This window comes from Bradyrhizobium sp. MI1.3 (assembly GCF_055811695.1).
Genome location: NZ_JBVVPQ010000004.1, coordinates 1 through 24,826, shown reverse-complemented (window position 1 = coordinate 24,826; position 24,826 = coordinate 1). Strand labels below are relative to the sequence as shown.

Here is a 24,826-nt window from a genome sequence, read left to right as displayed (position 1 = left end):
CTGGGGGTGATCTCCTGTCTTTGTGCCGATGCCGGACGGGAAGGTTCATCCGGCAAGCCGGGTGCCCTACTCCGCCGGTGTGAGCTGCCGGTTCAGCCGCATCGCAGCCGTTTCCCGCACGCGCACACGCGCGCGGCGCTTGCGCCACCAGATCACGATTCCGGTGACCGAGAGTGCCGCCACCACCAGCCCCATGATCGAGATCAGGATGCGGCCGAACAGCCCGACGATGCGGCCCGAATGCAGCGGGAATTGCGCCTGCACGAAGATGTCGGCGGCGGTGCCGACCCAGGGCAGCCGTTCGCCGATCGGACGGCCGTCCTCGCTGTCGTAATAGAGCTGCGCCGGGCCGACCCCGCCGGCGCCGTGATCGTCGCCGGGATGGAAAAAGGCGGCGGCATAGACGCCATGAGCCGGCCCGTAATTGATAGAGCCGACCGGGACGGTCCACCCTCGCCCATTGCCGTCGGCCGCAGCGCGCGCCGCGATCTCGGCGAAAGTCACCTTGGGCTCGATGGGATCGTCGAGATCGCGATACGGCCGCTGCTCATAGGGCGTCGGCGTGTAGTTCGACACCATCTTCATCAGCGGCGAGAACACCTCGAAATAGAGGTTCAGCGAGAACGCCGTGAAGGCGATGATGAACAGCACGCCCCAGGTCCACAGGCTGAAAGCGCGGTGGATGTCGAAATTGATCCGGTAGGCGCTGCCTGACGGCTTGATGGTCCATGCCGGCGCCCAGCGCGCCCAGAAGCCGCGTTCGAGCTGGCGCGTGACCTGAGGCGCCCGCGCCGCCCTGGCGCGCCGCCGCGAGGGCAGCGTCAGGTAGAAGCCGACGAAGCAGTCGATGGTCCAGATGATCGCGATGATCCCGAGCAGGCGCATACCCCAGCGGTCGCTGCCCCAGAATTCCGGGATGTGCATGGTGTAGTGCAGCTTGTAGAGGAACGAGACGAAGTTTTCGCGCGTCACCGGCCACACTGCGCCCCAGTAGCGGCGGCCGAGCTCGACGCCGGTGTTGGGATCGAGGAAGATCTGATTGTAGTCGAGCGCGTAGCGCTTGCCGGTCGCGGGATCGATCCGCGGCATGACAAAGAACCACAGCGAGCGGCCCTCCTCCGGCGTCATGAACAGGTAGACCACGCGCGCACGGGGATCGCGCTGCTCGATCATCTTGGCGAGATCAATCGAGGGAATCGCCGGGCCCTTGCTGCTGACGTCGAACAGATGGCTGTTCAGGACCTCGTCGATCTCATGGTCCCAGGAGATGATCGCCCCGGTGATGCCGGAGAAGAACAGGAACCCGGCCGTGAGCAGTCCCGCCCAGCGATGCAGCCTGCCGAATATCGCTCTCATCGTTCGCCCTCGTTCCAACTCACCAGCGGTAGGTCAGCTTGCCGATGGCCTTGCGACCCTCCGCGTAGAAGCAGCCCGACAGGCTGTAGCAGGCGGCGACATAGCGGGTGTCGGCGAGGTTGGTGACGTTCAGCGATAGCCGCCAATTGTCCCTTGTGTAGGCGAGCAGCGCGTCCAGCACGGTCGAGGATCCGACCTTGAACGTGTTGGCGTCATCGCCCCAGGTCGCGCCGACATAGCGGACGCCGCCGCCGAACTGCAGGCCCGCGAGCGGCTCGGTCTGAAGCGTGTAGTCGTTCCACAGCGAGGCGCGGTTGAGCGGCACGGTGACCGGCGCCTTGCCGACATTGACCGGATCCTGCGTGACCATTGCATCGACATAGGCATAGGCCGCGCGCAAGTTCCAGCCGTCGGCGAGCGACATCGTGCCTTCGAGCTCAAGGCCGCGCGATTTTACTTGCCCGGTCTGTTCGGCAATGTTGAGCGGAGGCGCAAAGGTAACGACGTTGTCGCGCGTCAGGTCGAAGGCGGCGAAGGTGAACAGCGCGTTCCAGCCGATCGGCTGATACTTGACGCCCACCTCGTACTGCACGCCGGTCTCGGGATTGAGCAGCTGTCCGCTCGGGCCGGTGGCGAGCACCGGCAGGAACGATTCCGAATAGCTGAAATAAGGCGCGATGCCGTTGTCGAAATTGTACATCAATGCGGCGCGGCCGGTGAAGGCCGATGCATCCTTCGCGACTGACGTGTTGAAGACGCCGCTGTCCACCTGGGTCGTGACGAAATCCTGGCGGCCACTGAGCTGGAACGAGAGCCGGCCGAGCTTGATCTGGTCCTGGGCGTAGAGGCCGACTTGCGACTGCTTGACGCCGGTATCGTCGCTCATGGCGCCCATGGTCCAGTCGTAGCTGTAGACCGGATTGAAGACGTTGATCTCGGGCGCGGATGTCGTGACGCCAAAGGCGGTGTCGCGGAAGCTGGTGTTGCGGTAGTCGATTCCGACCAGCGTGGTGTGGCTGAGGAAGCCGGTGGTGAACTTGCCCTGGAGCTGATTGTCCACCGCGAAGGAGTTGATGTAGGAGTTGCTGTAGCTGCCGAAACGCGCGAGCTGTCCCGCGGCCTCGTCGGTATAGGCTCCGCCGAAAAACACCTTCTCCTCGTTGTGCTGATAGGCATAGCGCAAATTCTGCCGGAACGTGATGTTGTCGGTGAAATTGTGCGAGAGCTGGTAGCCGGCGGTCGCGATTTCGGTGTTGAACGCGTTGAAGCTCGGCACGCCCGCGAAGAACGAGACCGGGATGGTGCGGCCGTTGTTCGGCCAAACCGTGCCCGAGGCCGGCAAAAACTGAAGGCCCCACCCTGCCCGGTCGCGCTGGTAGTTGGCGAGGATCGTGATAGTGGTGTCCTCGTTCGGCTTGAACGTGACGGCCGGCGCGATGAAGACGCGGTTGTCCTTGGTGAAGTCGACCTGGGTCTCGCCGTCGCGCACCACGCCGGTCAGGCGCCACAGCACGGTGCCGTCCTTGTTGGCGGGACCGCCCACGTCGAACTGGCCCTGGTAGCGGTTGAAGCTGCCGCCGGAGATCGAGACTTCGCCGAACTGCTGCGCCGTCGGCAGCTTGGTCACGTAGTTGAGGATGCCGCCGGTGCCGCTGCCGCCATACATCGCCGAGGACGGGCCCTTGAGGACTTCGAGACGCTCTGCGCCGTAGGGATCGAGACCGTTGAAGTGCACGTAATTGCTGGAGGGAATCCGCAAGCCGTCGACGTAGAGGCCGGACATGGTGGTGTCGAAGCCGCGAATCTGGAGGGCGCCGAAGCGAGTGTCGGAGCCGCCATTGACGTCGCCGCTGACGCCGGCGGTGTAGCGCAGCGCCTCACCGATCGAGACCGCGCCCTGATTCCTGACCTGGTCGGTCGTGACGACGGAGACGGACTGCGGGGTTTCGATCAGCGGCGTATCCGTCTTGGTCGCGGTGCCGCTGCGCGTCGCAACGAAACCGCGCACCGGACCGTTGGCGCGTTCACCCGTGACGCCGTTCGAGGATGCCGATTGGGTTGGCGCGGCTTGCTGCGCGGGAGAGCGACGATCGGCGCGCGCGGTGCGTGTCGCGCCTGACCTTCGCGATGAAGCGACCGCCGCAGGCCGGGCGCGCTGAGCCGGAGCTTCGACGGTGACGGCGGGGATCTGCGTCTGCGCCTCCACGGCACCGAAGGGAATGACGAGAGCAAATGTGCTGGCCGCTCCGAGGAAGAGAATCTGTATCTGTCGACGACGCGTGTCAGAACGCGAAACAAGTTGGAAGTCGGTCACGTCGAGGCCCCACGCACTGCCGGCTTCGCCGGTACCGTTTTTGATGCCTCGCCCTAACGCAGGCGATTTCGGAGTGCGATAGGAACTGCGTTAGAATTTCTCCAGACGCGTGCGCAACGCGTGCGACGAATGCGCTCAGTCGTGTCTCGAAGTCTGGAATGCTTCCAGACCGACAAGAACCTGCTTGTTCGAAATGTCTAAAACGGCGTCAGTGATGTCGCAGACGGCGATTGACCCGGCGCGCGAGATAATCGCCGGCGCTCTGCACGAGCTGCACCAGCGCGATCAGCACCACGACGACGGCCAGCATCATCTCCGGCATGAAGCGCTGATAGCCGTAGCGGATGCCGAGATCGCCCAGGCCCCCGCCTCCGACGGCGCCGACCATGGCGGAATAGCCGAGCAGGCTGACCACCGCGAGCGTCAGCGCCAGCAGAAGACCTGGCAGCGCTTCGGGGATCAGCACCTTGAACACGATCTGCATCGGCGAGGCCCCGAACGAGGATGCGGTCTCGATCAGGCCGCCATCGACCTCGCGGATCGCGGCCTCGACCAGGCGCGCGATGAACGGCGCCGATGCGATCGTCAACGGCACGATCGCGGCCGTCGATCCGATCGAGGTGCCGGCCACCAGCCGCGTGAACGGGATGATGGCGACGACCAGAATGATGAAAGGCGTGGACCGCGTCGCGTTGACGACGATGCCGAGTACGCGATTGACGACGGGCGCCGCGAACAGCTCGCCTTTCCGGCTGGTCGCGAGAAAGACGCCGAGCGGCAGGCCGAAGGCGGTGCCGATCAGCGCCGCGAGCCCGACCATGTACAGGCTCTCGCCGGTCGCCTGGACGATCAGGTTGATGAGTTCAGGCGACATAGCCGAGACGCTCCGCGGGAAATTGAAATTGTGAGAGCCAGGCCAGCGTGCGCGTCGTCGCGTCCTCGCCGCTGGACATGCCGAGAGGGATACCAAGCGTCAGCGAGCCCACATGCTGGCCGCCGATCTCGTCGATGCGGGCCGACAGCAGCGACACGTCGAGGCCGAGTTCGCGCGCGAGCCGCGCCACCAGCGTGTCGCCGGCCCCTGCCCCGCGCACCTGGACGCGGATCACCGCCTGCCCGCCCGCAGGCGGCGCCGAAACGATCCGGCTCGCCAGCGACACCGGCAGGCTGTCTCCGATCACTTCGGCCAGGAAGGATTGCGTGATCGGATGCTTGGGGTGAGTGAAGATGTCGGCGACATGGCCGCTCTCGACGACGCGGCCGGCATCGAGCACCACGACGTCCTTGGCGAGCTGGCGCACCACGGACATCTCGTGGGTGATCAGCACGACGGTCACGCCGAGCTCGCGGTTGATGTTCGCGAGCAGATCGAGGATCGCCCGCGTGGTCTGCGGATCGAGCGCCGAGGTCGCCTCGTCCGACAGCAGCACGCTCGGCCGGGTCGCGAGCGCACGGGCAATGCCCACGCGCTGCTTCTGGCCGCCGGAGAGTTCTGACGGGTAGCGGTCGTGCTTGTCGGCGATGCCCACCAGCGCCAGCAGCTCGGCCACGCGGGCACGGATATCGGCCTTGGCCCAGCCGGCGATCTCGAGCGGCAGTGCGATGTTGGCGGCTGCGGTACGTGAGGACAGCAGGTTGAAGTGCTGGAAGATCATGCCGATCGAGCGCTGCGCGAGCCGCAGTTCGCGGCCTGTGAGCGCCGAGATATCTCTGTTATCGACGACGACGCGGCCGGTGGTCGGCCTCTCCAGGCCGTTGATGAGCCGGACGAGGCTCGATTTGCCGGCGCCGGAGCGGCCGATGATTCCGGTGATCGAACCGCGCGGGATTGCGAAGTCGATGTTTTGCAGGGCATTAACGCCGGGCTTGCCGCGATAGGCTGGATAGGTTTTCGAGATGCCTTCGAAGCGGACCATCGCGTCAGGCGCAGTCGCGGCAGGTGAGATCGCGCGACCTGAGATCGCATCAAGCTGTTCGATCGGCTGTCCGATCGCGAGCGACGGGTGGACGTTCATGGAGGCGGCCTTCATGCACAATAGTTCCGCTCGCCCTTGGGGCATCCGGGAACCGGTCGCATCAAGCGACGGAGAGTGAAACTGCGACGAGGACTCGGCTGGAGCGCGCTGCACCGCAGCAGGCACCATCGCCCTTTCAGGTCACTCTTGCAATGTCAGATATTTGTGGGGAGTTGGACGAAGTTTTCCAAATGTCTCCCCGCTGAAGAAAATTCATCTGCCGCGGTGTTGGCCTCCCGCCCGGCTCAGGTGACCCTCAGCCAAGGCCATACGATCAGCAGGAGCCCCCCGAAATAGAGCATCCCGAAGATCAGCCCAAAGCCCCAGAACTGACCCTTGCCGATATAACCGCTGCCGAAATACATCGGCGCCGGCCCCGTGGCGTAAGGCGAGATCACACCCATCAGGCCGAGCGAATACATGCAGAGCATGGCGAGCGTCGTGACCGGCAGGTCGGGGATGCCGGATCCGACCGCGAGCACCACGGGCAGCACGGCGGCGGCATGCGAGGTGATGCTCGAGAAGAAGTAGTGGATCCAGAAGAACAGCGCGACCAGCAGGAGCATCGCGGTCGACGGCGACAGCCCGGCGAGCGGCTTTGCATATTCGGTGGCGAACCATTTGATGAAGCCGATCTCGTTGAGACCCGAGGCCAGCGTCAGCAGCGAGGTGAAGTAGAAGAACACCTCCCAGGCGCTCTTCTCCGCGACGATGTCGGCAAACTCGATCACGCCCGTCACCAGCATCAGCGAGATCACGATGAACACGACGGTGGTGGCGTTGACGAAATTCGAGCCCAGAAGCGGCACGCGGATGTCCGGGCTCGAGCCCGCGATCCACAGGAACATCGCGAGCAAGATCAGCGTCAGCATGATCCATTCGTTGCGCGACATCGGGCCCATCTCCGCGAGCTCCTTCGATGCCCATTCGGAAATTTCCGGGCTGCTCTTCACCTCGGGGCGGCAGACCGCGTAGCTGAGCAGTGGGACCAGCACCATCAGGAGGAGGCCGAGCGGCGCAAAGCCCAAGAACCATTGCGCCCAGCTGACGTCGATTCCGACGGTCTTCTTGGCGATGGCCAGCGCCGCCGCATTGGGTGCGAGCGCGGTGAAAAACAATGAGCTGGTGACGGCAGTCGACGCGAACGCGGTCCACATCACGTAGGTGCCGATCTTGCCGGCGGTCGGTCCAGGCTCGGAGCCGTAGATGCGCGGGATGTTGCTGATGATGGGATAGACGATGCCGCCGCTGCGCGCGGTGTTGGACGGCGTCGCCGGCGCCAGCAAGAAGTCCGATATCGCCACCGCATAGCCGAGGCCAAGCGTGTTGCTGCCGAGCTTTTGCACCAGCACGAGCGCAATACGCCGGCCCAGCTGGCTCTTGCGATAGCCGATCGAGAACACGAAGGCGCCGACGATCAGCCACACCGTGCTCTCGGCAAAGCCCGCCAGCATCCAGCGCAGCGACTTGGTCGGGTCGGGATCGATATAACCGCCGACGCCGGCAACCGTCAGCCCGATCAGGCCGACCGCGCCCACCGGCATCGATTCCAGGATGAGCCCGGTGATGACGGCCGCGAAGACGGCAAAATAGTGCCACTGATTGACGTTGAGCCCTGCCGGCACCGGAAACAGATAGATCACCAGCCACACCGCGAGCGGCGCGATCAGCTTCCAGCGAAACCCTTTCGCCTCAGGCGCCTGCGAGCTAGTGGTCATGGGCCCTCCCCCTCGATCGTCATTGTCGTTTGCCGGCCCGTTGATCGGGCCTATTTTGTCCCAGCGCCGCGTATACGGATAGTCCGCGGCGCAATCAATGGCCCCAGCCTGTTTCTACCGCCCTCTGAACTTCGGTTTGCGTCGCGTCAGGAACGCCTCGACGCCCTCCTTGTGGTCCTCGCTGAGGCTTGCCAGGGCGAACTGGTCGACGTCCATGTGGCTGGCGAGATTATCCAGCGCGTGCGCCAGCCGGTTGACCGTGAGTTTCGTCATGGCGACGGAGAGCGGCGGCTGCGCTGCCACCTTGCGCGCAAGCTCCATCGCGGCATCGAACGCATGGCCGGGATCGACCACCTGCTCGACCAGGCCCCACGCATAGGCCTCATCCGCGCTGATGCGCTGATCGGCCAGGATCACCGCCTGCTTGGTGCGAGCCGGGCCGATCAGATGCAGCATGCGCGGAATGCTTTGCCAGCTCATGTTCATGCCGAGCCCGATCTCGGGCACGCGCAGATGGGCATCGCGTCCCATGACGCGAAAGTCGAGCGCGACGGCCAGCGCCACGCCACCGCCGACGCAAAAGCCCTCGATGGCGGCGATCGTGATCTGCTCCATCTCCTGCCAGGCGTGGGTCAGGCGCGGTCCGAGCTTGAGATGCCGCCGCAGCGTGCCGAGGTCCATCTCCTTGCGCGAGCGGCCTTCGGCATCCTTGAGGTCGAAGCCGGCGCTGAACGCGTCCGCGCTGCCTGTCAGCACCACGACGGAGGTCGCGGCGTCATCCTCAAAACTGCGCGCGGCCGCGGTGAGCTGGCGCAGCGCCTCCGGCGACAGCGCATTGATGCCATCGCCGCGGTCGAACCGCACCACCGCAATCCGCCCCTCCGGCCCGAGGCCCTTCTCGATCTTGACATAGTCAGGCAACGCAAACTCCCCTGGTCTTGGTCTTCCTGGCGCTCACAGATGCCCGGTACGCCGATGTTCGGGTTCGCTTCCATGGACCGGAAACCGGATCGTGGTGCCGATGGTGATCCAGTTGGCATTTTCGCCGGTGATGTTGCGGCCGTAGATCACATCGACGGAGAATATCTCGTTCGGTCGGTAGCGGACACCGGTCTGGAAACGCGGCTGCACGGCGCTTGCGATCTCGGAGGCGCCGGCTTGCCCGTAAGCCTCGATCGTCCATTGCAAGGTGTCGGTGAATTTCCAGTCGAAGCCGATGCCGTAGGTCAGGTAGTGGCGATCCACCGTGCGATCCCAGAGCCAGCCGCCATTGACGTTGATGCGCATGGTCTCCGACAGGCGGAAGGTCGCGGGGACGACGGCAAAGGCGGATAGCGCATCGCCGGTCGCCGCGTCGAACGATCCGCCGCCATAGGCCGACAATCCCCACCGGCCGATCCCGGTCGGGATGAAATTCGTCTTGGCTTTTGGAGCGACCGTCGTGCTCCAGTCGCCATCGCTGCGGGCCCGGATGGTCTGCAGGCTCAGCTCGATCGGCCGGAAGGGGTCGACAACACAGGAGGGATTGGCGACCGCCGAAAAATCCGTGTTGGAAGCCGTCGACATCCAGCTCTCCACCTTGCAGGAGCCGACCTCGGAAATGTCGGCGGCATCGACCGCATAGGCGCCATTCGCGGCGCGCGCATCCTGCGCCGCGAATGCGCCAAGAGCCGCGATTGCGGCGGTTATTCCGGTTCTTGCAGCCCAGCCCATGGTGTGATGTTAGCAGAGTCTTCGCCTCGACAACGCCCGGATTCTGGGACTATCTTTGCCTCATGAGCGACCATCATCATCACCACGATCACGACCATTCCGAGCTGTCGGAGACCGAGCTGCGCGTGCGCGCGCTCGAGACGATCCTGACCGAAAAAGGCTATGTCGAGCCGGCCGCGCTCGACGCCATCATCCAGGCCTATGAGACCCGGATCGGTCCCCATAACGGCGCGCGCGTCGTCGCCAAGGCCTGGAGCGATCCGGCGTTCAAGACGGCACTGCTGGAGGACGGCTCGAAGGCGATCGGCACGCTCGGCCATGTCAGCCGCGTCGGCGACCACCTCGTCGTGGTCGAGAACACGCCGCAGCGTCACAACATGGTCGTGTGCACGCTGTGCTCCTGCTACCCCTGGGAAATGCTGGGGCTGCCGCCGGTCTGGTACAAGGCCGCGCCCTATCGCTCACGCGCGGTGAAGGACCCGCGCGGCGTGCTCGCCGATTTCGGCGTGCAGGTCGCCAAGGACGTTGAAATCCGGGTGTGGGATTCGACCGCCGAAACGCGCTTTCTTGTGTTGCCGATGCGCCCCGCGGGCACAGACGGCTGGAGCGAGGAGCAGCTCGCCGAGCTGGTCACGCGCGATTCCATGATCGGCACCGGCTTTCCCAAGGCGCCCGGGGCGCCGTCATGAACGGCGTGCACGACATGGGCGGCATGGACGGCTTCGGCAAGGTCGAGCCCGAGCCGAACGAGCCGGTGTTCCACGAGGAATGGGAGTCGCGTGTTCTCGCCATGGTGCGTGCGATGGGCGCGGCCGGCGCCTTCAACATCGACACCTCGCGCTTCTATCGCGAGACGATCCCGCCGCATGTCTATCTCTCGAGCTCCTATTACAAGAAATGGTTTCTCGGGCTCGAGGAGATGCTGATCGAGAAAGGCTATCTCACCCGGGAGGAAGTCGCCGCCGGCCACGCTATGCAGCCGGCCAAGGCGCTCAAGCACGGCAAATTCGATCTCGGCCAGGTCGAGCGCATCATGGTGCGCGGCAAGTTCGCCCGTCCTGCTCCGGCGCCGGCGAAATTCAAGATCGGCGACAAGGTTCGTACGAAGAACATTCATCCCGCAACCCACACCCGCCTGCCGCGCTATGTGCGTGGCCACGTCGGAATTGTCGAGCTGAACCATGGCTGCCACGTGTTTCCGGACTCGGCGGCGATGGAGCTCGGCGAGAATCCGCAATGGCTCTACACGGTCGTGTTCGAGGGCCGCGATCTCTGGGGTGCGGATGGCGATCCAACCTCGAAAGTCTCGATCGACGCGTTCGAGCCGTATCTGGACCCGGCGTGATGAGCAGCACGGCTGCTGCTGCCGCGACGGCAGCGATCCCGAGCATTCCGCGCGATGATGACGGCCCGGTGTTCCGCGCACCCTGGGAGGCGCACGCGTTTGCGATGGCGCTGACGCTGCACGAGCGCGGCGTATTCACCTGGCCCGAATGGGCGGCAGCCCTGGCCTCCGAGATCAAGCGCGCGCAGGCGGCCGGCGATCCCGATACGGGCGAGACCTACTATCTCCATTGGCTCGCCACGCTGGAGGGTCTCGTCGCGCGCAAGGGCGTTGCGTCTGCGGAGACGTTGCATCGCTACCGCGACGCGTGGGATCACGCGGCAGATCGCACCCCGCACGGCAAGCCGATCGAGCTGAAGGCTGAGGATTTTGCGCAATAGTCGCTTTGGGTACACCCTCACCCCAACCAACACTGTCATTCCCCGCGAAGGCGGGGAATCCAGTACGCCGCGGCCTCGCGATTATCACTATCGTCTCGGAGTACTGGATCACCCGCTTTCGCGGGTGATGACACCGAGTCTATGGCGTCACCGCCCCGCCACATACTCCCGCCACCCCTTCGCCCGCAGGCTGCAGGCCGGGCACTCGCCGCAACCGTAGCCCCAATCATGCTGCGCGCCGCGTTCGCCGAGATAGCAGGTGTGCGACTGCTCGCGGATGAGGTCCACCAGCCCGTCGCCGCCGAGGTCATGGGCGAGCCTCCACGTCGCGGCCTTGTCGATCCACATCAGCGGGGTATGCAGCTCGAATTTGCGGGCCATGCCGAGCGACAGCGCGGCCTGCATGGCGCGGATGGTGTCGTCGCGGCAATCGGGATAGCCGGAATAGTCGGTCTCGCACATGCCGCCGACGATGTGACTGATGCCGCGCCGGTAAGCCAGCGCCGCGGCGAATGTCAGGAACACCAGGTTGCGGCCGGGCACGAACGTGTTCGGCAGGCCGTCGGCGCCCATCGCAATCGCGACGTCGCGCGTCAGCGCCGTCTCGGACACGGCCGCCAGCGTCGGGATCGACAGCGTGTGGCTCTCGCCGAGCCTGGAAGCCCAATCCGCGCGCAGGCCCTTGATGCCGTCGAACAGCCGGTCGCGGCAGGCCAGCTCGATGGCGTGGCGCTGGCCGTAATCGAACCCCAGCGTCTCCACGCGCGCAAAACGATTCAGCGCCCAGGCGAGGCAGGTGGTGGAATCCTGGCCGCCGGAGAACAGCACCAGCGCGGTTTCGGATGAAAATGCGTCGCTCATGGCCCGCGCTTTAGCATTGCGCACGCGGCTCGCCAATCCGGCCCGCCAACCGGTGGAAATCACCCTGTTCCGCCGCGCTACGCTGGGAACGGGGGCTCGCTTTTGGCATAAGGCTTGAGAGCCAGGAGACTGCCCCGCAATGACCCCTTCCCGCGACATTTCCCGCCTGATCGAGATCATGGCGGCGCTGCGCACGCCGGTGACCGGCTGCCCCTGGGACCTCGAGCAGAATTTTGCGACCATCGCGCCCTATACGATTGAGGAAGCCTATGAGGTAGTCGAGGCCATCAGCCGCGGCGATCTCGACGATCTCTGCGAGGAGCTCGGCGACCTGCTGCTCCAGGTCGTCTTCCACGCCCAGATGGCGTCGGAGCAGAACGCCTTTGCTTTTGGCGATGTCGTCGAGGCCATCACGCGAAAAATGATCCGGCGCCATCCTCACGTTTTCGCCGACAAGGACGGCAACCTCGCCTCCTCCCACGTCAAGGAAGTCTGGGATCGCATCAAGGCCGAGGAGAAAGCCGAGCGCGCCGCGCGCCGGCCGCCGGAACAAATGCCGCCGCACAAATCATTGCTCTCGGGCGTCAAGGCCGGCCAGCCCGCCCTGACGCGCGCCATGGAGCTGCAGCGCAAGGCCTCCACCGTCGGCTTCGACTGGAACGATCCGCGCGCGGTGCTGGCAAAAATCCGCGAGGAAGCCGATGAGATCGAGGCAGCACTCGACCGCAACGACAGCGAGGGCCTGGCGGAAGAGACCGGCGACCTGATGTTCGCGCTGGTCAATCTCGCCCGCCATGTCGATGCAGATCCGGAAGCCGCGCTCCGCGCGACCAACGCGAAGTTCGAGCGGCGTTTTGCCTATATCGAGCGGGCGCTGGAGGCGCAGGGGCGGACGCTGGAGCAGGCATCGCTCGCGGAGATGGACGCGCTGTGGAATGAGGCGAAAGGTGAGGCGAAAAGCGCTGCGCCGGCGGAGAAAAGCAACCAAGCCCGCTCCTAGCTCGAGCGTCGTCCTGGCGAAAGCCAGGACCCATTACCCCGAATGCACATTGTTGAACCACGCTGGAGCTACCAGCGTGCCAATTCCAGCCGCTTGTGGTTATGGGTCCCGGATCTGCGCTTACGCTTGTCCGGGACGACAGCGTTGCTTGAGGCAGCAGTTAGCTCAACTCACTGGCGGGCGACGGCGTCTACGCGGACAGTCGCGGCACGGCGTCGAACCTGTTCACCACGATATCCCGCTTGGTCTCGTCCACCCGTACCGTCATGTCGAAGCGGCCGTCGTGCAGCTCTTTCGCCAGCACCTCGGAATTCCGATGCAGCCAGCTGATGCCGGCGCCGTCGGAGGCATCGATCGAGAGATCGAGCGTGATGCGCTTGGCCGCCAAGCGCTCCTCGATTGCGGCGAGCAGTGCGTCGACCCCCTCGCCCGACACAGCGGACACCAGCATCGCCGGATGATCCTCCGGCCTGCGCGCGGCGATGTTCAAAAGTTCTTCGCGCTGTTCGGGACCATAACGGTCGATCTTGTTCCAGACCTCGATGATGCGGCCTGAATCATCGGGATTGATGCCGAGCTGGCGCAGCACGGCGTCGACGTCGCTCTGCTGCGCCTCGGCGTCGTCGTGCGAGATGTCGCGCACGTGCAGGATGACGTCGGCTTCCAGCACCTCCTCCAGCGTGGCGCGGAAGGCGGCGACGAGCTGCGTCGGCAAATTGGAGATGAAACCGACGGTGTCCGACAGCATCGCCTTGCCGCCATGCGGCAGGGTGAGCGCGCGCAGGGTCGGATCGAGCGTGGCGAACAGCATGTCGGCGGCCTGCACGTCGGCGCGGGTCAGGCGGTTGAACAGCGTCGACTTGCCGGCGTTGGTGTAGCCGACCAGTGCGACCACGCGATACGGGACGCGCTGGCGGCCTGCGCGATGCAGGCGGCGTGTGGCCTGCACCTTCTTCAGTTCGCCCTCGAGCTTGGAGATGCGCTCCTGGATCAGGCGGCGGTCGGCTTCGATCTGGGTCTCGCCGGGACCGCCCATGAATCCAAAGCCGCCGCGCTGGCGTTCGAGATGGGTCCATGAGCGCACCAGGCGCGAACGTTGGTAGTTGAGGTGCGCGAGCTCGACCTGGAGCGAGCCTTCCTTGGTCTTGGCGCGGCGGCCGAAGATTTCCAGGATGAGGCCGGTGCGGTCGAGCACCTTTGCCTGCAGCTCCTTCTCGAGATTGCGCTGCTGGATCGGCGCAAGCGCGCAATCCATCACCACGAGCTCGACATCGAGGCCCTTGGCGAGCGCGGCGATCTCCTCGACCTTGCCCTTGCCGATATAGGTCGCGGGGCGGATCTGGCTGATCGGCGCGATGATTGCGTCGGCAACGACGAGATCAATCGCGCGTGCGAGGCCGGCGGCTTCGTCGAGCCGGGCTTCCGCGTCACGCAGGACATGAGCTTCCGATTGCGCGTCGGCATTGCCTGCGCGCACCCGCAAATAGGGACCGATGACAAGCACCCGCCCCGTCTGCTTATCCCCTGCCGACCGCGGACGGTCGACATCCCCGTCGAAATTCCGGGGTTCCAATCAGATCACTCTCAAGCCGGCTGGTCCTCGCCGCCTTCGAACAACTGGATCGGAGCGCCCGGCATGATGGTCGAGATCGCATGCTTGTAGACGAGCTGCGAGTGACCGTCGCGCCGAAGCAGCAAACAGAAATTGTCGAACCAGGTCACGATGCCCTGGAGCTTCACTCCGTTGACCAGAAAGATCGTCAGTGGCGTTTTGGTTTTGCGAACGTGATTAAGGAAGGTGTCCTGCAGGTTTTGTGCGCGGTCTGCCGCCATTGTTTTTTTCTCGCTTTGAGTTTCTTTTTATTGCGCCGGTTGCGGCCCTCTTTTGAAAATTCGGGGTCCTCGTCCGGTTGCCGTCCCTCATGAGATCCCCCTCGGAGGGACAGCGGTTCAATTAGAGGACAGGTAGGCTTATTAGGCAAGCCGCTTCACGCGGCAGCCCATGCCGTATTGCCCCGAAAAACTACGGAAATCGATGATTTTCCTCGCCTATTCGAACGACGTCGCAGCGTTAGCCGACGCCGAGCGCCTTCAACTTCCGGTGCAGTGCCGAGCGTTCCATGCCAACAAACTCGGCCGTGCGAGAAATATTTCCTGAGAAACGGCTGATCTGTGCAATCAAATAGTCGCGCTCGAACACTTCGCGCGCTTCGCGCAGCGGCAGGCCCATGATGTGCTCGCCATTGTTGCTGGTCGGCATCGCCGGCACCATGGAGCCGACGTCCTGCGGCAGCATGTCGGCCGTGATGATGACCTCCGGCCCGCCCGCGGCCAGAATCATGACTCTCTCAACGTTGTTGCGGAGCTGGCGCACATTGCCCGGCCAGACATGCGACTGCAGCACCGCCATCGCGTCCTGCCCGATCTGCCGCTTGGGCAGGCCGCTGCCCGCGGAGATCTGCTCCATGAAATAGTCGATCAATTCCGGAATGTCCTCACGCCGCTCCGACAGCGCGGGCACGCGGATCGGCACCACCGAGAGCCGATGATAGAGGTCCTCGCGGAAATGGCCGGCCGCGATCTCCTCTTCGAGGTTGCGCGCGGTGGAGGAAATGATGCGGACGTCGACCTGCACCTTGCCGTTGCCGCCGACGCGCTGGAACGACTGCTCGACCAGCACGCGCAAGATCTTGTTCTGGGTCTCGCGCGGCATGTCCGCGATCTCGTCGATGAACAGCGTGCCGCCGTGGGCCTCTTCGAGCGCGCCGGGCTTGCGCGCGTGCTCGCCGTTGGACTGCTCGATGCCGAACAGCTCGTGCTCCATCCGCTCGGGCGTGATCGCAGCGGCGTTGATGACGACGAAGGGGCCGTCGGCGCGGCCCGAGGCCGTGTGCAACGTGCGGGCGGTCAGTTCCTTGCCGGCGCCGGCGGGGCCAACGATCAGGATGCGGCTGTTGGCCTTGGCCGCACGCTCGATGGTCTGGCGCAGCTGGTTCATGCTGGGCGAGCGGCCGACCAGCGAGCTTGCGCTCGGCGCGAGCTGCTTCAGCTCCTTGACCTCGCGCTTGAGCCGCGAGTTCTCAAGTGCACGGTTGGCGACCAGGATCAGCCGGTCGGTCTTGAACGGCTTCTCGATGAAGTCGTAGGCGCCACGCTTGATCGCGGCGACCGCGGTCTCGATGTTGCCGTGGCCGGAAATCATCACGACCGGCAGATCGGGGTTGTCCTTCTTGACCTGCTCCAAGAGCTGCAAGCCGTCGAGCTTGGAGCCCTGCAGCCAGATGTCGAGGAACACCAGATGCGGCCTGCGGTTGGCGATCTCGGCGAGCGCCGTATCGCTGTCGCGCGCGGTCCGGGTCACGAAGCCCTCGTCTTCGAGGATGCCCGCAACGAGATCCCGAATATCGGCCTCATCATCGACAATCAGAATTTCACTTGCCATGTGTCGCCTGTTTTCTCAGCTGCCTGTTGAGGCTTCGATCTTCGTTGAATCATTGGTCTTTTCAGCCGGCTCTTTGGTTTCGGCGGCCGCCTGTTTTGTTTCCGGATCCTTGACGGATTGCGTGGCCGTTTCGCCGATGTCCGGCTTGGCCGTTGCCTCGGCTGCCGGTTCGGCCCCCTCGCTTTTCGCGGGAGCGCCGGAGATCGCAAAACGCATCCGCATCCAGGCGCCACGCTGGCCCTCGCGGAAATCCGAGGCATCCTTCAGTTCGATGCGCCCGCCATGGTCTTCCAGCACGCGCCCGACGATCGCGAGCCCAAGGCCGGTGCCCTTGGCGCGTGTCGTCACATAGGGCTCGAGCAGGCGCGAGCGCGCCACCTTGGGCAGGCCAATACCGTTGTCGACGACGTCGATCAGAACGTCCTCGCCCTCGCGCGAGACCACGACGTCGATCCGGCCTTTGCCGAGCTCCTCCAGGGGGACCTGCTCGATCGCCTCGGTGGCGTTCTTGACAATGTTGGTGACCGCCTGCGAGATCAGCCGCCGGTCGAACTGGGCGCGCAGCGGATCTTCCTTGAACTCGGCCTCGATATCGATCTCGGGGTGGGCGACCTTCATCAGGAAGACCGCCTGCCGCACTGCGTCGGCGACGTCCTCACCCTCCATCACCGGCTTCGGCATCCGTGCAAAGCGCGAGAACTCGTCGACCATGCGGCGGATGTCGTCGACCTGACGCACGATGGTGTCGGTGCACTGTTCGAAGATCTGCTTGTCCTTGCCCTCGGTGATGTCCTTGCCGAATTTGCGGCGAATGCGCTCGGCGGAGAGCTGAATCGGGGTCAGCGGGTTCTTGATCTCATGCGCGATGCGGCGCGCGACATCGCCCCAGGCCGAGGTGCGTTGCGCCGAGACCAGCTCGGTGATGTCGTCGAGCGTGATGATGTAGCTGTCGTGCGGCTGGCTGGTCTTCTCGGCGCTGACGCGGACCGACAGATTGCGTTCCTGCCCGTCCCGCGTGATCGTGATCTGCCCCTGCACCAGGCGCTGGGTCCCTTCCCGCGCGCTCTTCATCATCTCTTCGAGCTCGGGCAGCACGTCGGAGAGCGGATGGCCGAGCGTCTCGGCTTCGGAGTGCCCGATCAGCTTTTCGGCGGAACGGTTGAGAATGCCGACGCTGCTTGAATTATCCACGCCGATGATGCCGGCGCTCGCGGACGACAGCACCGCCTCGATGAAGCGGCGGCGGCTGTCGATGAGGTCGCTGGCGTTGACGAGCTCGTCGCGCTGGCTGCGCAACTCCTCCGTCATCTTGTTGAAGGTCTCACCCAGCTGGGCGAGGTCGCCTTCCGACTGGTGCACCGGCACTTTCACGTGGAGATCGCCCGTCGACACCGTCTGGGCTGCGTTCATCAGCCGCCGGATCGGCGAGACCAGCGAGTTGGCGAAGTTGAGGCCGATCAGCACCGAGGCCATCAGGATGGTCAGCGCGATCACCGCGAACATCAGCGCGAACGCGACCTGGATGCCGAGCCGGCGCGACTCGATCTGGGCGTATTCGGCGACGCTGACCTCGGTCTGCTTGAGCTGGTTGACGACATTCGGATCGAGCGGCCGCGCGACGTAGAGGAAAGTGTCGCTGAAGGCGCGCAAGCGGACCACCGCGGCGACGAAGCTCGCATCGGGCAGCACCGCGATTTCGGGCTCGGATTCGTTGACGTTGCTGAGGAAGTCCGGTGCCGGCGGCGAATAGGCCAGCCGCATGCCGGTGTCGGCGGATTCGAGAATGTTGGTGTTCTTGTCGATGATCATCGCGCCCGGCAGGTTGCGCGAGGCGGCGCTGGAGGTCAGCAATTCGCGAAACGAGCGGCGATCCTGGTCGTAGAGCGGCCGGGCGTGGGCGATGTCGTTGGCCATGCCGAGAATGTCGCCCCGGATCAGCTGAGCGTGGTCCTGCATGTAGGCGCGCGCGATCGTCAGCGAATTCTGGATCACCTCCTTGGTCGGGCCGGAGAACAGGCGGTCGAGGCCGCGCTCGATGGTGACGTTGGCGACGACGGCGACCAGCACCGCCGGCAGCACCGCCACGATCGAGAACAGGCTGACGATCTGGACATGGAGGCGCGCCGCCGCCCTACCCCGCCGTCGCGCCAGGATCAGCTGCCAGAGTTCGCGGATGATGATGCCGACCAGCAGCAGGATCGTGGCCGCATTGATCAGATAGAACGAGCGGACAACCGCAGGGGTCGGTTCGATCGACGTGAGGCCGGTCAGGACCAGGAACGTCAGGCAGGCCGACAGCAGGGCCAACGCCACGGCGAACGGCGCCAGCCAGCGTCGCGCCGACCAACGCCGGGGCTCTTCCGCTGGGGCCGTGTCAAAGGATGCGGCCGAGGTGTCTGCGCTGGTCATTCCGGCAATGGGTGCTGAAAACGGGGTCCGCGGCGGGCGGATACTGATGTATTCGTACCACATTGTTGCCGAATTGCGACAATTCCGCGGCGCCCACGCCGCGACTGACCCGCGCATCCACAGCGACATGCCGGAGGGCGGGAACGCATCCCGGCCCCAGCGGCTTGACGGGGATGCACAGGTTCTTTCTCGCAATGATGGTGTCGGCCGTGCTGCTGCTGATCGTGGCGGCCGACCTGCTGGTCAATGGTGTCGGGGTGCAGGAGCCCAATGCGAACGTCGCCAGCGCGATACAGGTATCAGGCCGATTTGTCAGATAGGTGTGAGGCCGCGTCCCGCGGCTGAATGACCATTTGAATGTTCCGGCGGAACATTTCAGTCCGATCGGGACTTCTGCTCACCGCGTCAGCCACAACGGCCAGCGCGATCCGGACAGGCTCAGCTCCGCTTGGTAGGGGGAGCTGAGCCACCGTCCGTTGCGGAAAGGCTAGCCCCCGCTCCGATACACCTGGATATCGAGATCCCGAATCTTCTTCCGCAGCGTGTTGCGGTTGAGGCCGAGCAGATCGGCGGCACGGATCTGGTTGCCGCGGGTCGCCGCGAGCGCGGCCGTCAGCAGCGGCACCTCGATCTCTTTCAAGATGCGGTGATAGAGGCCCGGCGGCGGCACGCCGTTCGGGAAGCCCTGGAAGTGCGAGGAGAGATACGCTTCCACGGCGCCGCCGAGATTGTCGACGCCATGCTGGACTGCGGCACCCGGGCTGACCGTGGGTGGCGCCAGCTCGCCGTCGATGACGGAGCCGGTGATCACATCCTGCGGATAGAGCGCCGCGAGGCGGCGGGCGAGGTTCTCGAGCTCGCGCACATTGCCCGGCCAGCGGTGCTGCTTCATCCGCTCCAGCGCCAGCGTGTCGAGCTTTTTCGGCGGCAGTCCGTCCTTCTCGGCCAGCGCGAAGAAATGACGGATCAGATCCGGAAGATCCTCGATGCGCTCGCGCAAAGGCGGCAGCCGCAGCGGCACGACGTTGAGGCGGAAGAACAGATCTTCGCGGAACAGGCCCTGCTGGATCAGGACTCGCAGATCCTTGTTGGAAGCCGCGACGATGCGCACGTCGGTCTTGATCGGAGTGCGGCCGCCGACCGTGGTGTATTCGCCCTGCTGAAGCACGCGCAGCAGGCGGGTCTGCGCCTCCATCGGCATGTCGCCGATCTCATCCAGGAACAGCGTGCCGCCCTCGGCCTGCTCGAACCGGCCGGAGGCGCGGGTGTTGGCGCCGGTGAAGGCACCGCGCTCATGGCCGAACAGTTCGGACTCGATCAAGTCACGCGGGATCGCCGCCATGTTGACCGCGACGAACGGGCCGTTGCGGCGCTTGCCGTAATCGTGCAACGCGCGCGCCACCAACTCCTTGCCGGTACCGGACTCGCCCGTGATCATCACGGTGAGGTCGGTCTGCATCAACCGCGCCAGCACGCGATAGATTTCCTGCATCGCCGGCGAGCGGCCGACCAGCGGGATCGCCTCCATCTCGGCGTCGTCGTTCGGCGTCGCGACCCGCTCCTTGGGCTCGGCCAGCGCACGGCCGACGATGGCGATCAGCTCCTTCAGGTCGAAGGGCTTCGGCAGATATTCATAGGCGCCGCGCTCGGAGGCCCGGATCGCCGTCATGAAGGTATTTTGCGCGCTCATGACGATGACCGGCAAATTCGGCCGCATCTTCTTGATCCGCGGCAGCAGGTCGAACGCGTTCTCGTCGGGCATCACCACGTCGGTGATGACGAGATCGCCCTCCCCCTGGCTGACCCAGCGCCACAGCGTCGCGGCATTGCCGGTCAGCCGCACTTCGTAGCCGGCGCGGGATAGTGCCTGATTGAGAACGGTGCGGATGGCGGTGTCGTCATCAGCAACGAGAATACTACCTGCGGGCATCGTTAATCCTCATTTTGCCCCCTGTGACGCAGACGACGACTTCCCGGCAGAGCCGTCGCGACTGCTTTGATCGGCATGTTTCACCGATGTGGAATACATCGGCATCAGCACGCGGAAGGTGGTCTTCCGCGGCTGAGATTCGCATTCGATGATGCCCCCGTGGTCCCCGATGATCTTTGCGACCAGCGCGAGGCCCAGACCCGAGCCGGTCTGCTTGGTGGTGACGAAGGGATCGAACAGATTTGGCAGGAGATCGTCCGGCACGCCTGGTCCGTTGTCCTTCACGCAGAATTCGAGCGGCAGGGATACACGGGATTTTTGACCGGGGACTGACAGGCGCACGCCGGGACGAAACGCGGTGGTGAGCTGGATTTCGCCGTCGGGAACGTCGATCAGCGCTTCGGCGGCGTTCTTCACGAGGTTGAGGAACACCTGGATGAGCTGGTCCTGGTTCGCCAGCACCGGCGGCAGCGAGGGATCGTAGTCCTCGACGAAGCGGATGTTGCGGGCAAAGCCGGACTGCGCCAGCCGTTTGACGTGATCGAGCACCGAATGGATGTTGACGGGGCCGCGCACCACGGGGCGCTCGTCGCCGAACACCTCCATGCGGTCGACCAGAGTCACGATGCGGTCGGCCTCGTCGCAGATCAGCCGCGTCAGCATGCGGTCTTCCGAGGAGGCCTGCTGCTCCAGGAGCTGCGCCGCGCCGCGGATGCCGGAGAGCGGGTTCTTGATTTCATGCGCCAGCATCGCGGCGAGCGCGATCACCGAGCGCGCGGCGCTGCGATGGGTGAGCTGGCGGTCCATCTTGTCGGCGATGGAGCGCTCCTGGAGCATCACCACGATGTGGCCGGGCCGTTCCGTGACGGGGGCAACGTGCAGATCGACCTGGCGGTCTCCGCCCATGCGTGGCGTGCCCAGATCGACCTTGTATTCGTTGACCGGTGCGTTCGACGAACGCACCTGGTCAATCAGCGCCAGCAAGGGGCTGCCGAACGGCACCAGCTCTTTCAGCGACTGCCGCTTCAAGAACTGCGTCGAGATATCGAAGAAGGCTTCGGTTGCGATGTTGGCGGCGACGATCTTGCCGTCCGGCCCGATCATCAGCGTCGGATTGGGCAGTGCGTCCAGGATGGCATCGCTGTCGGACGGAAACGGCCGACGATGTTCAGCGGCTGAGCTCATGCAGCGGCGCTCCATGCGAAGTCGTCGAAGGCATCTTGCAGTGACCGGTGGACAAGGCGCGGATCCTCCGAGGTGAGGATTTTCTGGCGCCAGGATTTCAGCTTCTCGGCCGGCGCACGGCTCACATCGGCCGCGACGTCGAGGGCCCAGCCGAGATGTTTTCGTGCGTGCCGCAGACCGACGCGCAGGCCGTAGAGCGCGCAGACGCCTTCATAGAGCGTGCGGACATAATGCAGCTGCGTCTCGAGCGACGGCGTGGCTTCCGCCGCCCCGCCCTTCAGGCGCCGGCCGATCTCACCGGGCAGCCAGGGCTGTCCCTGCGCACCGCGGCCGATCATCACGGCATCGGCGCCGGAGGCCTCTAACGCCGCGAGCGCCTTCTCGTAAGTCGTGATATCGCCATTGACGACGAGCGGAATGGAGATGGCGTCGCGCACGGCGCGGATCCCGTCCCAATCGGCCTCGCCCTTGTAGAATTGGCAGCGGGTGCGGCCGTGCACGGTGACGAGCTTGACGCCTGATGCCTGTGCGCGCCGCGCCAGTTCCGGTGCGTTGCGGGTGCGGTCGTCCCAGCCGAGCCGCATCTTCAACGTCACGGGCACCTTCACCGCCGCGATCGTCGCTTCGATCAGGCTCACGGCGTGGTCGAGGTCGCGCATCAAGGCGGAACCGGACTGGCCGCCGGTGACGTGACGGGCCGGACAGCCCATGTTGATGTCGATGATATCTGCGCCTTCGGCTTCAGCGATCCGGGCGCCCTCTGCCATCCAGTGCGTCTCACAGCCGGCGAGCTGGACCACGTGCGGACCAATACCCGTGGCTTCGCAGCGCAACCGGGACATATGATGGCCATTGGCGAGTTCGTCGCTGGCCGTCATTTCGGAGACGACGAGACCGGCGCCGAGCTCCGCGGCCAGCCGGCGGACGGGCGAGTCAGTCACCCCCGACATCGGCGCCAGGAAGACCGGGGTGGCGACATCAATATCGCCTATCTTCAATGGCTTAAAGCCAGATACTGCCGAGCCGGTCACAGGGGTCTCGTTGCGTTGGCAGCGCCTCATCGCGCCTGCCATGACCTATCTTGCGCACAATTCTTGTGCAGTCAAGCGTCATGCCTACAGTTTAGACAGTTCTGCCGATCTTTCAAGTGCAGTGCAGCAAAATGCTGTTTCCCACAATCCGGGGAAACCCCCTTTTTTTGCGGGCCTGCCGTGCTAGAGGCATGCGGCAATCACCCCACCCCCGACTCTCTTCATCATCAAATGAGTATTTGAGTCCTATGGCGAAATCACAGCGCACGGCGGTCGTTCTCGTCGCGGCCGGACGCGGCCTGCGCGCAGGCGCCGGTGGCCCCAAGCAATATCGCGAGATCGGCGGCGTACCGGTGATCTATCGCGCCATGGAGGCCTTCAGCCGTCATGCGGACGTGTTCGCGGTTCAACCGGTCGTGAACCCCGACGACAGCGCCATGTTCACGGCAGCGGTCGCAGGGCTCAGCCACGAGGCTCCGGTCAATGGCGGCGCGACCCGGCAGGCCTCGGTGCTCGCCGGGCTTGAAGCGCTCGCCAGGCACAAGCCCGACATCGTCCTGATCCATGACGCCGCGCGCCCTTTCGTTTCGGAAGGCGTGATCACCCGCGCGATCGATGCGGCCAGCCGCACCGGCGCCGCGATCCCCGTCGTTCCCGTCACCGACACCATCAAGGTCACCGGCGAGAACGGCAATGTCGAGGACACGCCGGACCGGGCGCGGTTGCGGATCGCACAGACGCCGCAATCCTTTCGCTTCGACGTCATCCTCGAAGCGCATCGTCGCGCGGCCAAGGACGGGCGCAGCGATTTCACCGACGATGCCGCGATTGCCGAATGGGCGGGATTGACGGTTGCAACCTTTGAAGGCGATGTTGCCAATATGAAGCTCACCACTCCCGAGGATTTCGTGCGCGAGGAAGCGCGGTTGGCCAGCCTGCTCGGCGACATCAGGACCGGCACGGGCTATGACGTGCACGCCTTCGGCGAGGGCGACCATCTCATGATTTGCGGCGTGCGCGTGCCGCACACCAGAGGCTTCCTGGCCCATTCCGACGGCGATGTCGGCCTGCATGCGCTGGTCGACGCCATCCTCGGCGCGCTCGCTGACGGCGACATCGGATCGCACTTTCCGCCCAGCGACGCGAAGTGGAAAGGCGCCTCCTCCGACCAGTTTTTGCAATACGCCATCGAGCGCGTCACCCAGCGCGGCGGCCGCATCGCCAATCTCGAGGTCACCATGATCTGCGAGCGGCCGAAGATCGGTCCCTTGCGCGACACCATGCGCGCGCGCATCGCCGAGATTTCCGGCGTCGACATTTCCCGGGTCGCGGTCAAGGCGACCACCAGCGAGCGGCTCGGCTTCACCGGCCGCGAGGAAGGCATCGCGGCCACCGCGAGCGCCACCATCCGTCTGCCCTGGAGTGTCTAGGCCATGGCTGGCAGCGACGCACGCGCCCTCTCCCGCTCGCTGCTCGATCTGTGCCGGATGCGCAAGCTGACGATCGCGACCGCGGAGTCCTGCACCGGCGGTCTCGTCGCGGGCGCGCTGACCGACATCCCCGGTTCGTCAGACGTCATCGATCGCGGCTTCGTCACCTATTCCAACGATGCCAAGCGCGCCATGCTCGGCGTCGAGGCCGGCACGCTTGCGAATTTCGGCGCCGTCAGCAAGGAGACCGCAACAGCTATGGCGGTCGGTGCGCTGGAGCGTGCCGGCGTCGATCTTGCGGTCGCCATCACCGGCATTGCCGGCCCTGGCGGTGCCACGCCTGGCAAGCCGGTTGGCCTCGTCCACTTCGCCGCCGCCGCGCGCGACGGACGCATCGTTCACCGCGAGCATCGCTTTGGCGCGATCGGCCGTTCCGCCGTGCGCCAGCGCTCGGTGGTCGAGGCGCTGCGCATGCTGATGGATCTCGCCCGCGGCCCAGTCCAGGCCAAGCCGCGCCGTGAAGCCGCGGTAACCCGCCTGCGCCCCCGCGTGACACGCTCGCCGCGCCGGCACGCCGTCAAACGCAGGACTCCGCGCTCGCCGCGGGGGTGACTCCCGTAGCGGGGGGGGGGGGGGGGGGGGGGGGGGGGGGGGGGGGGGGGGGGGGGGGGGGGGGGGGGGGGGGGGGGGGGGGGGG

At 65.2% G+C, this 24,826-nt stretch carries 22 protein-coding genes; 7 read left to right on the top strand and 15 right to left on the bottom strand.

Annotated features, from left to right (window positions below; genetic code table 11):
- Positions 1-66: 66 nt before the first annotated feature.
- The 7 genes from fsrB to AC0L3A_RS03450 form a co-directional block, all read right to left on the bottom strand.
- On the bottom strand, positions 67-1,356 hold the full coding sequence (gene fsrB, locus AC0L3A_RS03480; RefSeq protein ID WP_473253596.1) for a siderophore utilization protein FsrB: 1,290 nt from the start codon (positions 1,354-1,356) through the stop codon (positions 67-69).
- A 19-nt stretch (positions 1,357-1,375) separates the two neighbouring features.
- Positions 1,376-3,670, bottom strand: a complete 2,295-nt coding sequence (locus AC0L3A_RS03475) for a TonB-dependent siderophore receptor (RefSeq protein ID WP_473253595.1) — start codon at positions 3,668-3,670, stop codon at positions 1,376-1,378.
- 208 nt (positions 3,671-3,878) lie between these two features.
- Entirely contained in the window at positions 3,879-4,544 is a 666-nt protein-coding gene (locus AC0L3A_RS03470) for a methionine ABC transporter permease (RefSeq protein ID WP_219684292.1), read from the bottom strand.
- Entirely contained in the window at positions 4,534-5,700 is a 1,167-nt protein-coding gene (locus AC0L3A_RS03465) for a methionine ABC transporter ATP-binding protein (protein ID WP_354128231.1), read from the bottom strand. Before AC0L3A_RS03465 ends, AC0L3A_RS03470 begins: the two co-directional genes overlap by 11 nt.
- A gap of 230 nt (positions 5,701-5,930) precedes the next feature.
- Entirely contained in the window at positions 5,931-7,403 is a 1,473-nt protein-coding gene (locus tag AC0L3A_RS03460; RefSeq protein ID WP_007591112.1) for a DASS family sodium-coupled anion symporter, read from the bottom strand.
- 114 nt (positions 7,404-7,517) lie between these two features.
- Positions 7,518-8,324, bottom strand: a complete 807-nt coding sequence (locus AC0L3A_RS03455; protein ID WP_007591115.1) for an enoyl-CoA hydratase/isomerase family protein — start codon at positions 8,322-8,324, stop codon at positions 7,518-7,520.
- Between the two features lie 33 nt (positions 8,325-8,357).
- On the bottom strand, positions 8,358-9,116 hold the full coding sequence (locus AC0L3A_RS03450; protein WP_219684289.1) for a hypothetical protein: 759 nt from the start codon (positions 9,114-9,116) through the stop codon (positions 8,358-8,360).
- Positions 9,117-9,178: 62 nt separating this feature from the next.
- On the opposite strand from AC0L3A_RS03450, the gene nthA reads away from it, so the two are divergent.
- From nthA to AC0L3A_RS03435, 3 genes are read left to right on the top strand one after another with little or no spacing between them, the layout of a single operon-like run.
- Positions 9,179-9,805, top strand: a complete 627-nt coding sequence (gene nthA / locus AC0L3A_RS03445; RefSeq protein WP_007591118.1) for a nitrile hydratase subunit alpha — start codon at positions 9,179-9,181, stop codon at positions 9,803-9,805.
- Positions 9,802-10,461, top strand: coding sequence for a nitrile hydratase subunit beta (nthB, locus tag AC0L3A_RS03440; RefSeq protein WP_007591120.1), 660 nt, complete (start codon positions 9,802-9,804; stop codon positions 10,459-10,461). Before nthA ends, nthB begins: the two co-directional genes overlap by 4 nt.
- On the top strand, positions 10,461-10,841 hold the full coding sequence (locus AC0L3A_RS03435) for a nitrile hydratase accessory protein (protein WP_007591121.1): 381 nt from the start codon (positions 10,461-10,463) through the stop codon (positions 10,839-10,841). The genes nthB and AC0L3A_RS03435 overlap by 1 nt, the downstream gene beginning before the upstream one ends.
- A 147-nt stretch (positions 10,842-10,988) precedes the next feature.
- On the opposite strand, the gene queC is transcribed toward AC0L3A_RS03435, so the two are convergent.
- Entirely contained in the window at positions 10,989-11,702 is a 714-nt protein-coding gene (gene queC / locus AC0L3A_RS03430) for a 7-cyano-7-deazaguanine synthase QueC (RefSeq protein WP_219684288.1), read from the bottom strand.
- Between the two features lie 139 nt (positions 11,703-11,841).
- Here queC and mazG point away from each other — a divergent pair, with 139 nt between their 5' ends.
- Positions 11,842-12,702 carry a nucleoside triphosphate pyrophosphohydrolase gene (gene mazG / locus AC0L3A_RS03425; protein WP_007591123.1) on the top strand — a complete coding sequence of 287 codons (861 nt, stop codon included), beginning with the start codon at positions 11,842-11,844 and terminating at the stop codon, positions 12,700-12,702.
- Between the two features lie 190 nt (positions 12,703-12,892).
- On the opposite strand, the gene hflX is transcribed toward mazG, so the two are convergent.
- The 4 genes from hflX to AC0L3A_RS03405 all read right to left on the bottom strand — a co-directional run bounded on the left by hflX (position 12,893) and on the right by AC0L3A_RS03405 (position 18,553).
- Positions 12,893-14,275: a GTPase HflX gene (hflX, locus tag AC0L3A_RS03420; RefSeq protein ID WP_007591124.1), complete on the bottom strand. Its 1,383-nt coding sequence runs from the start codon at positions 14,273-14,275 to the stop codon at positions 12,893-12,895.
- A gap of 11 nt (positions 14,276-14,286) precedes the next feature.
- Positions 14,287-14,535, bottom strand: coding sequence for an RNA chaperone Hfq (gene hfq / locus AC0L3A_RS03415; RefSeq protein WP_007591126.1), 249 nt, complete (start codon positions 14,533-14,535; stop codon positions 14,287-14,289).
- Between the two features lie 238 nt (positions 14,536-14,773).
- Positions 14,774-16,144, bottom strand: coding sequence for a nitrogen assimilation response regulator NtrX (ntrX, locus tag AC0L3A_RS03410; RefSeq protein ID WP_007591127.1), 1,371 nt, complete (start codon positions 16,142-16,144; stop codon positions 14,774-14,776).
- Positions 16,145-16,159: 15 nt separating this feature from the next.
- The gene (locus tag AC0L3A_RS03405; RefSeq protein WP_219684285.1) at positions 16,160-18,553 is read right to left on the bottom strand and encodes a sensor histidine kinase; all 2,394 of its coding nucleotides are present in this window, start codon (positions 18,551-18,553) and stop codon (positions 16,160-16,162) included.
- Positions 18,554-18,726: 173 nt separating this feature from the next.
- Here AC0L3A_RS03405 and AC0L3A_RS03400 point away from each other — a divergent pair, with 173 nt between their 5' ends.
- The gene (locus tag AC0L3A_RS03400; protein WP_219684372.1) at positions 18,727-18,873 is read left to right on the top strand and encodes a hypothetical protein; all 147 of its coding nucleotides are present in this window, start codon (positions 18,727-18,729) and stop codon (positions 18,871-18,873) included.
- Between the two features lie 167 nt (positions 18,874-19,040).
- On the opposite strand, the gene ntrC is transcribed toward AC0L3A_RS03400, so the two are convergent.
- From ntrC to dusB, 3 genes are read right to left on the bottom strand one after another with little or no spacing between them, the layout of a single operon-like run.
- Positions 19,041-20,483 carry a nitrogen regulation protein NR(I) gene (gene ntrC / locus AC0L3A_RS03395; protein ID WP_007591133.1) on the bottom strand — a complete coding sequence of 481 codons (1,443 nt, stop codon included), beginning with the start codon at positions 20,481-20,483 and terminating at the stop codon, positions 19,041-19,043.
- Positions 20,484-20,492: 9 nt separating this feature from the next.
- Positions 20,493-21,668: a two-component system sensor histidine kinase NtrB gene (locus AC0L3A_RS03390; protein ID WP_007591135.1), complete on the bottom strand. Its 1,176-nt coding sequence runs from the start codon at positions 21,666-21,668 to the stop codon at positions 20,493-20,495.
- Positions 21,665-22,666, bottom strand: a complete 1,002-nt coding sequence (gene dusB, locus AC0L3A_RS03385) for a tRNA dihydrouridine synthase DusB (RefSeq protein WP_219684284.1) — start codon at positions 22,664-22,666, stop codon at positions 21,665-21,667. Before dusB ends, AC0L3A_RS03390 begins: the two co-directional genes overlap by 4 nt.
- Positions 22,667-22,947: 281 nt before the next feature.
- Between dusB and AC0L3A_RS03380 the strand changes: the two genes are divergently transcribed.
- Together AC0L3A_RS03380 and AC0L3A_RS03375 are read left to right on the top strand one after the other, a co-directional pair.
- Positions 22,948-24,129 carry a bifunctional 2-C-methyl-D-erythritol 4-phosphate cytidylyltransferase/2-C-methyl-D-erythritol 2,4-cyclodiphosphate synthase gene (locus tag AC0L3A_RS03380; RefSeq protein WP_354128230.1) on the top strand — a complete coding sequence of 394 codons (1,182 nt, stop codon included), beginning with the start codon at positions 22,948-22,950 and terminating at the stop codon, positions 24,127-24,129.
- A 3-nt stretch (positions 24,130-24,132) separates the two neighbouring features.
- Entirely contained in the window at positions 24,133-24,741 is a 609-nt protein-coding gene (locus AC0L3A_RS03375) for a CinA family protein (protein ID WP_219684280.1), read from the top strand.
- Positions 24,742-24,826: the final 85 nt, after the last annotated feature.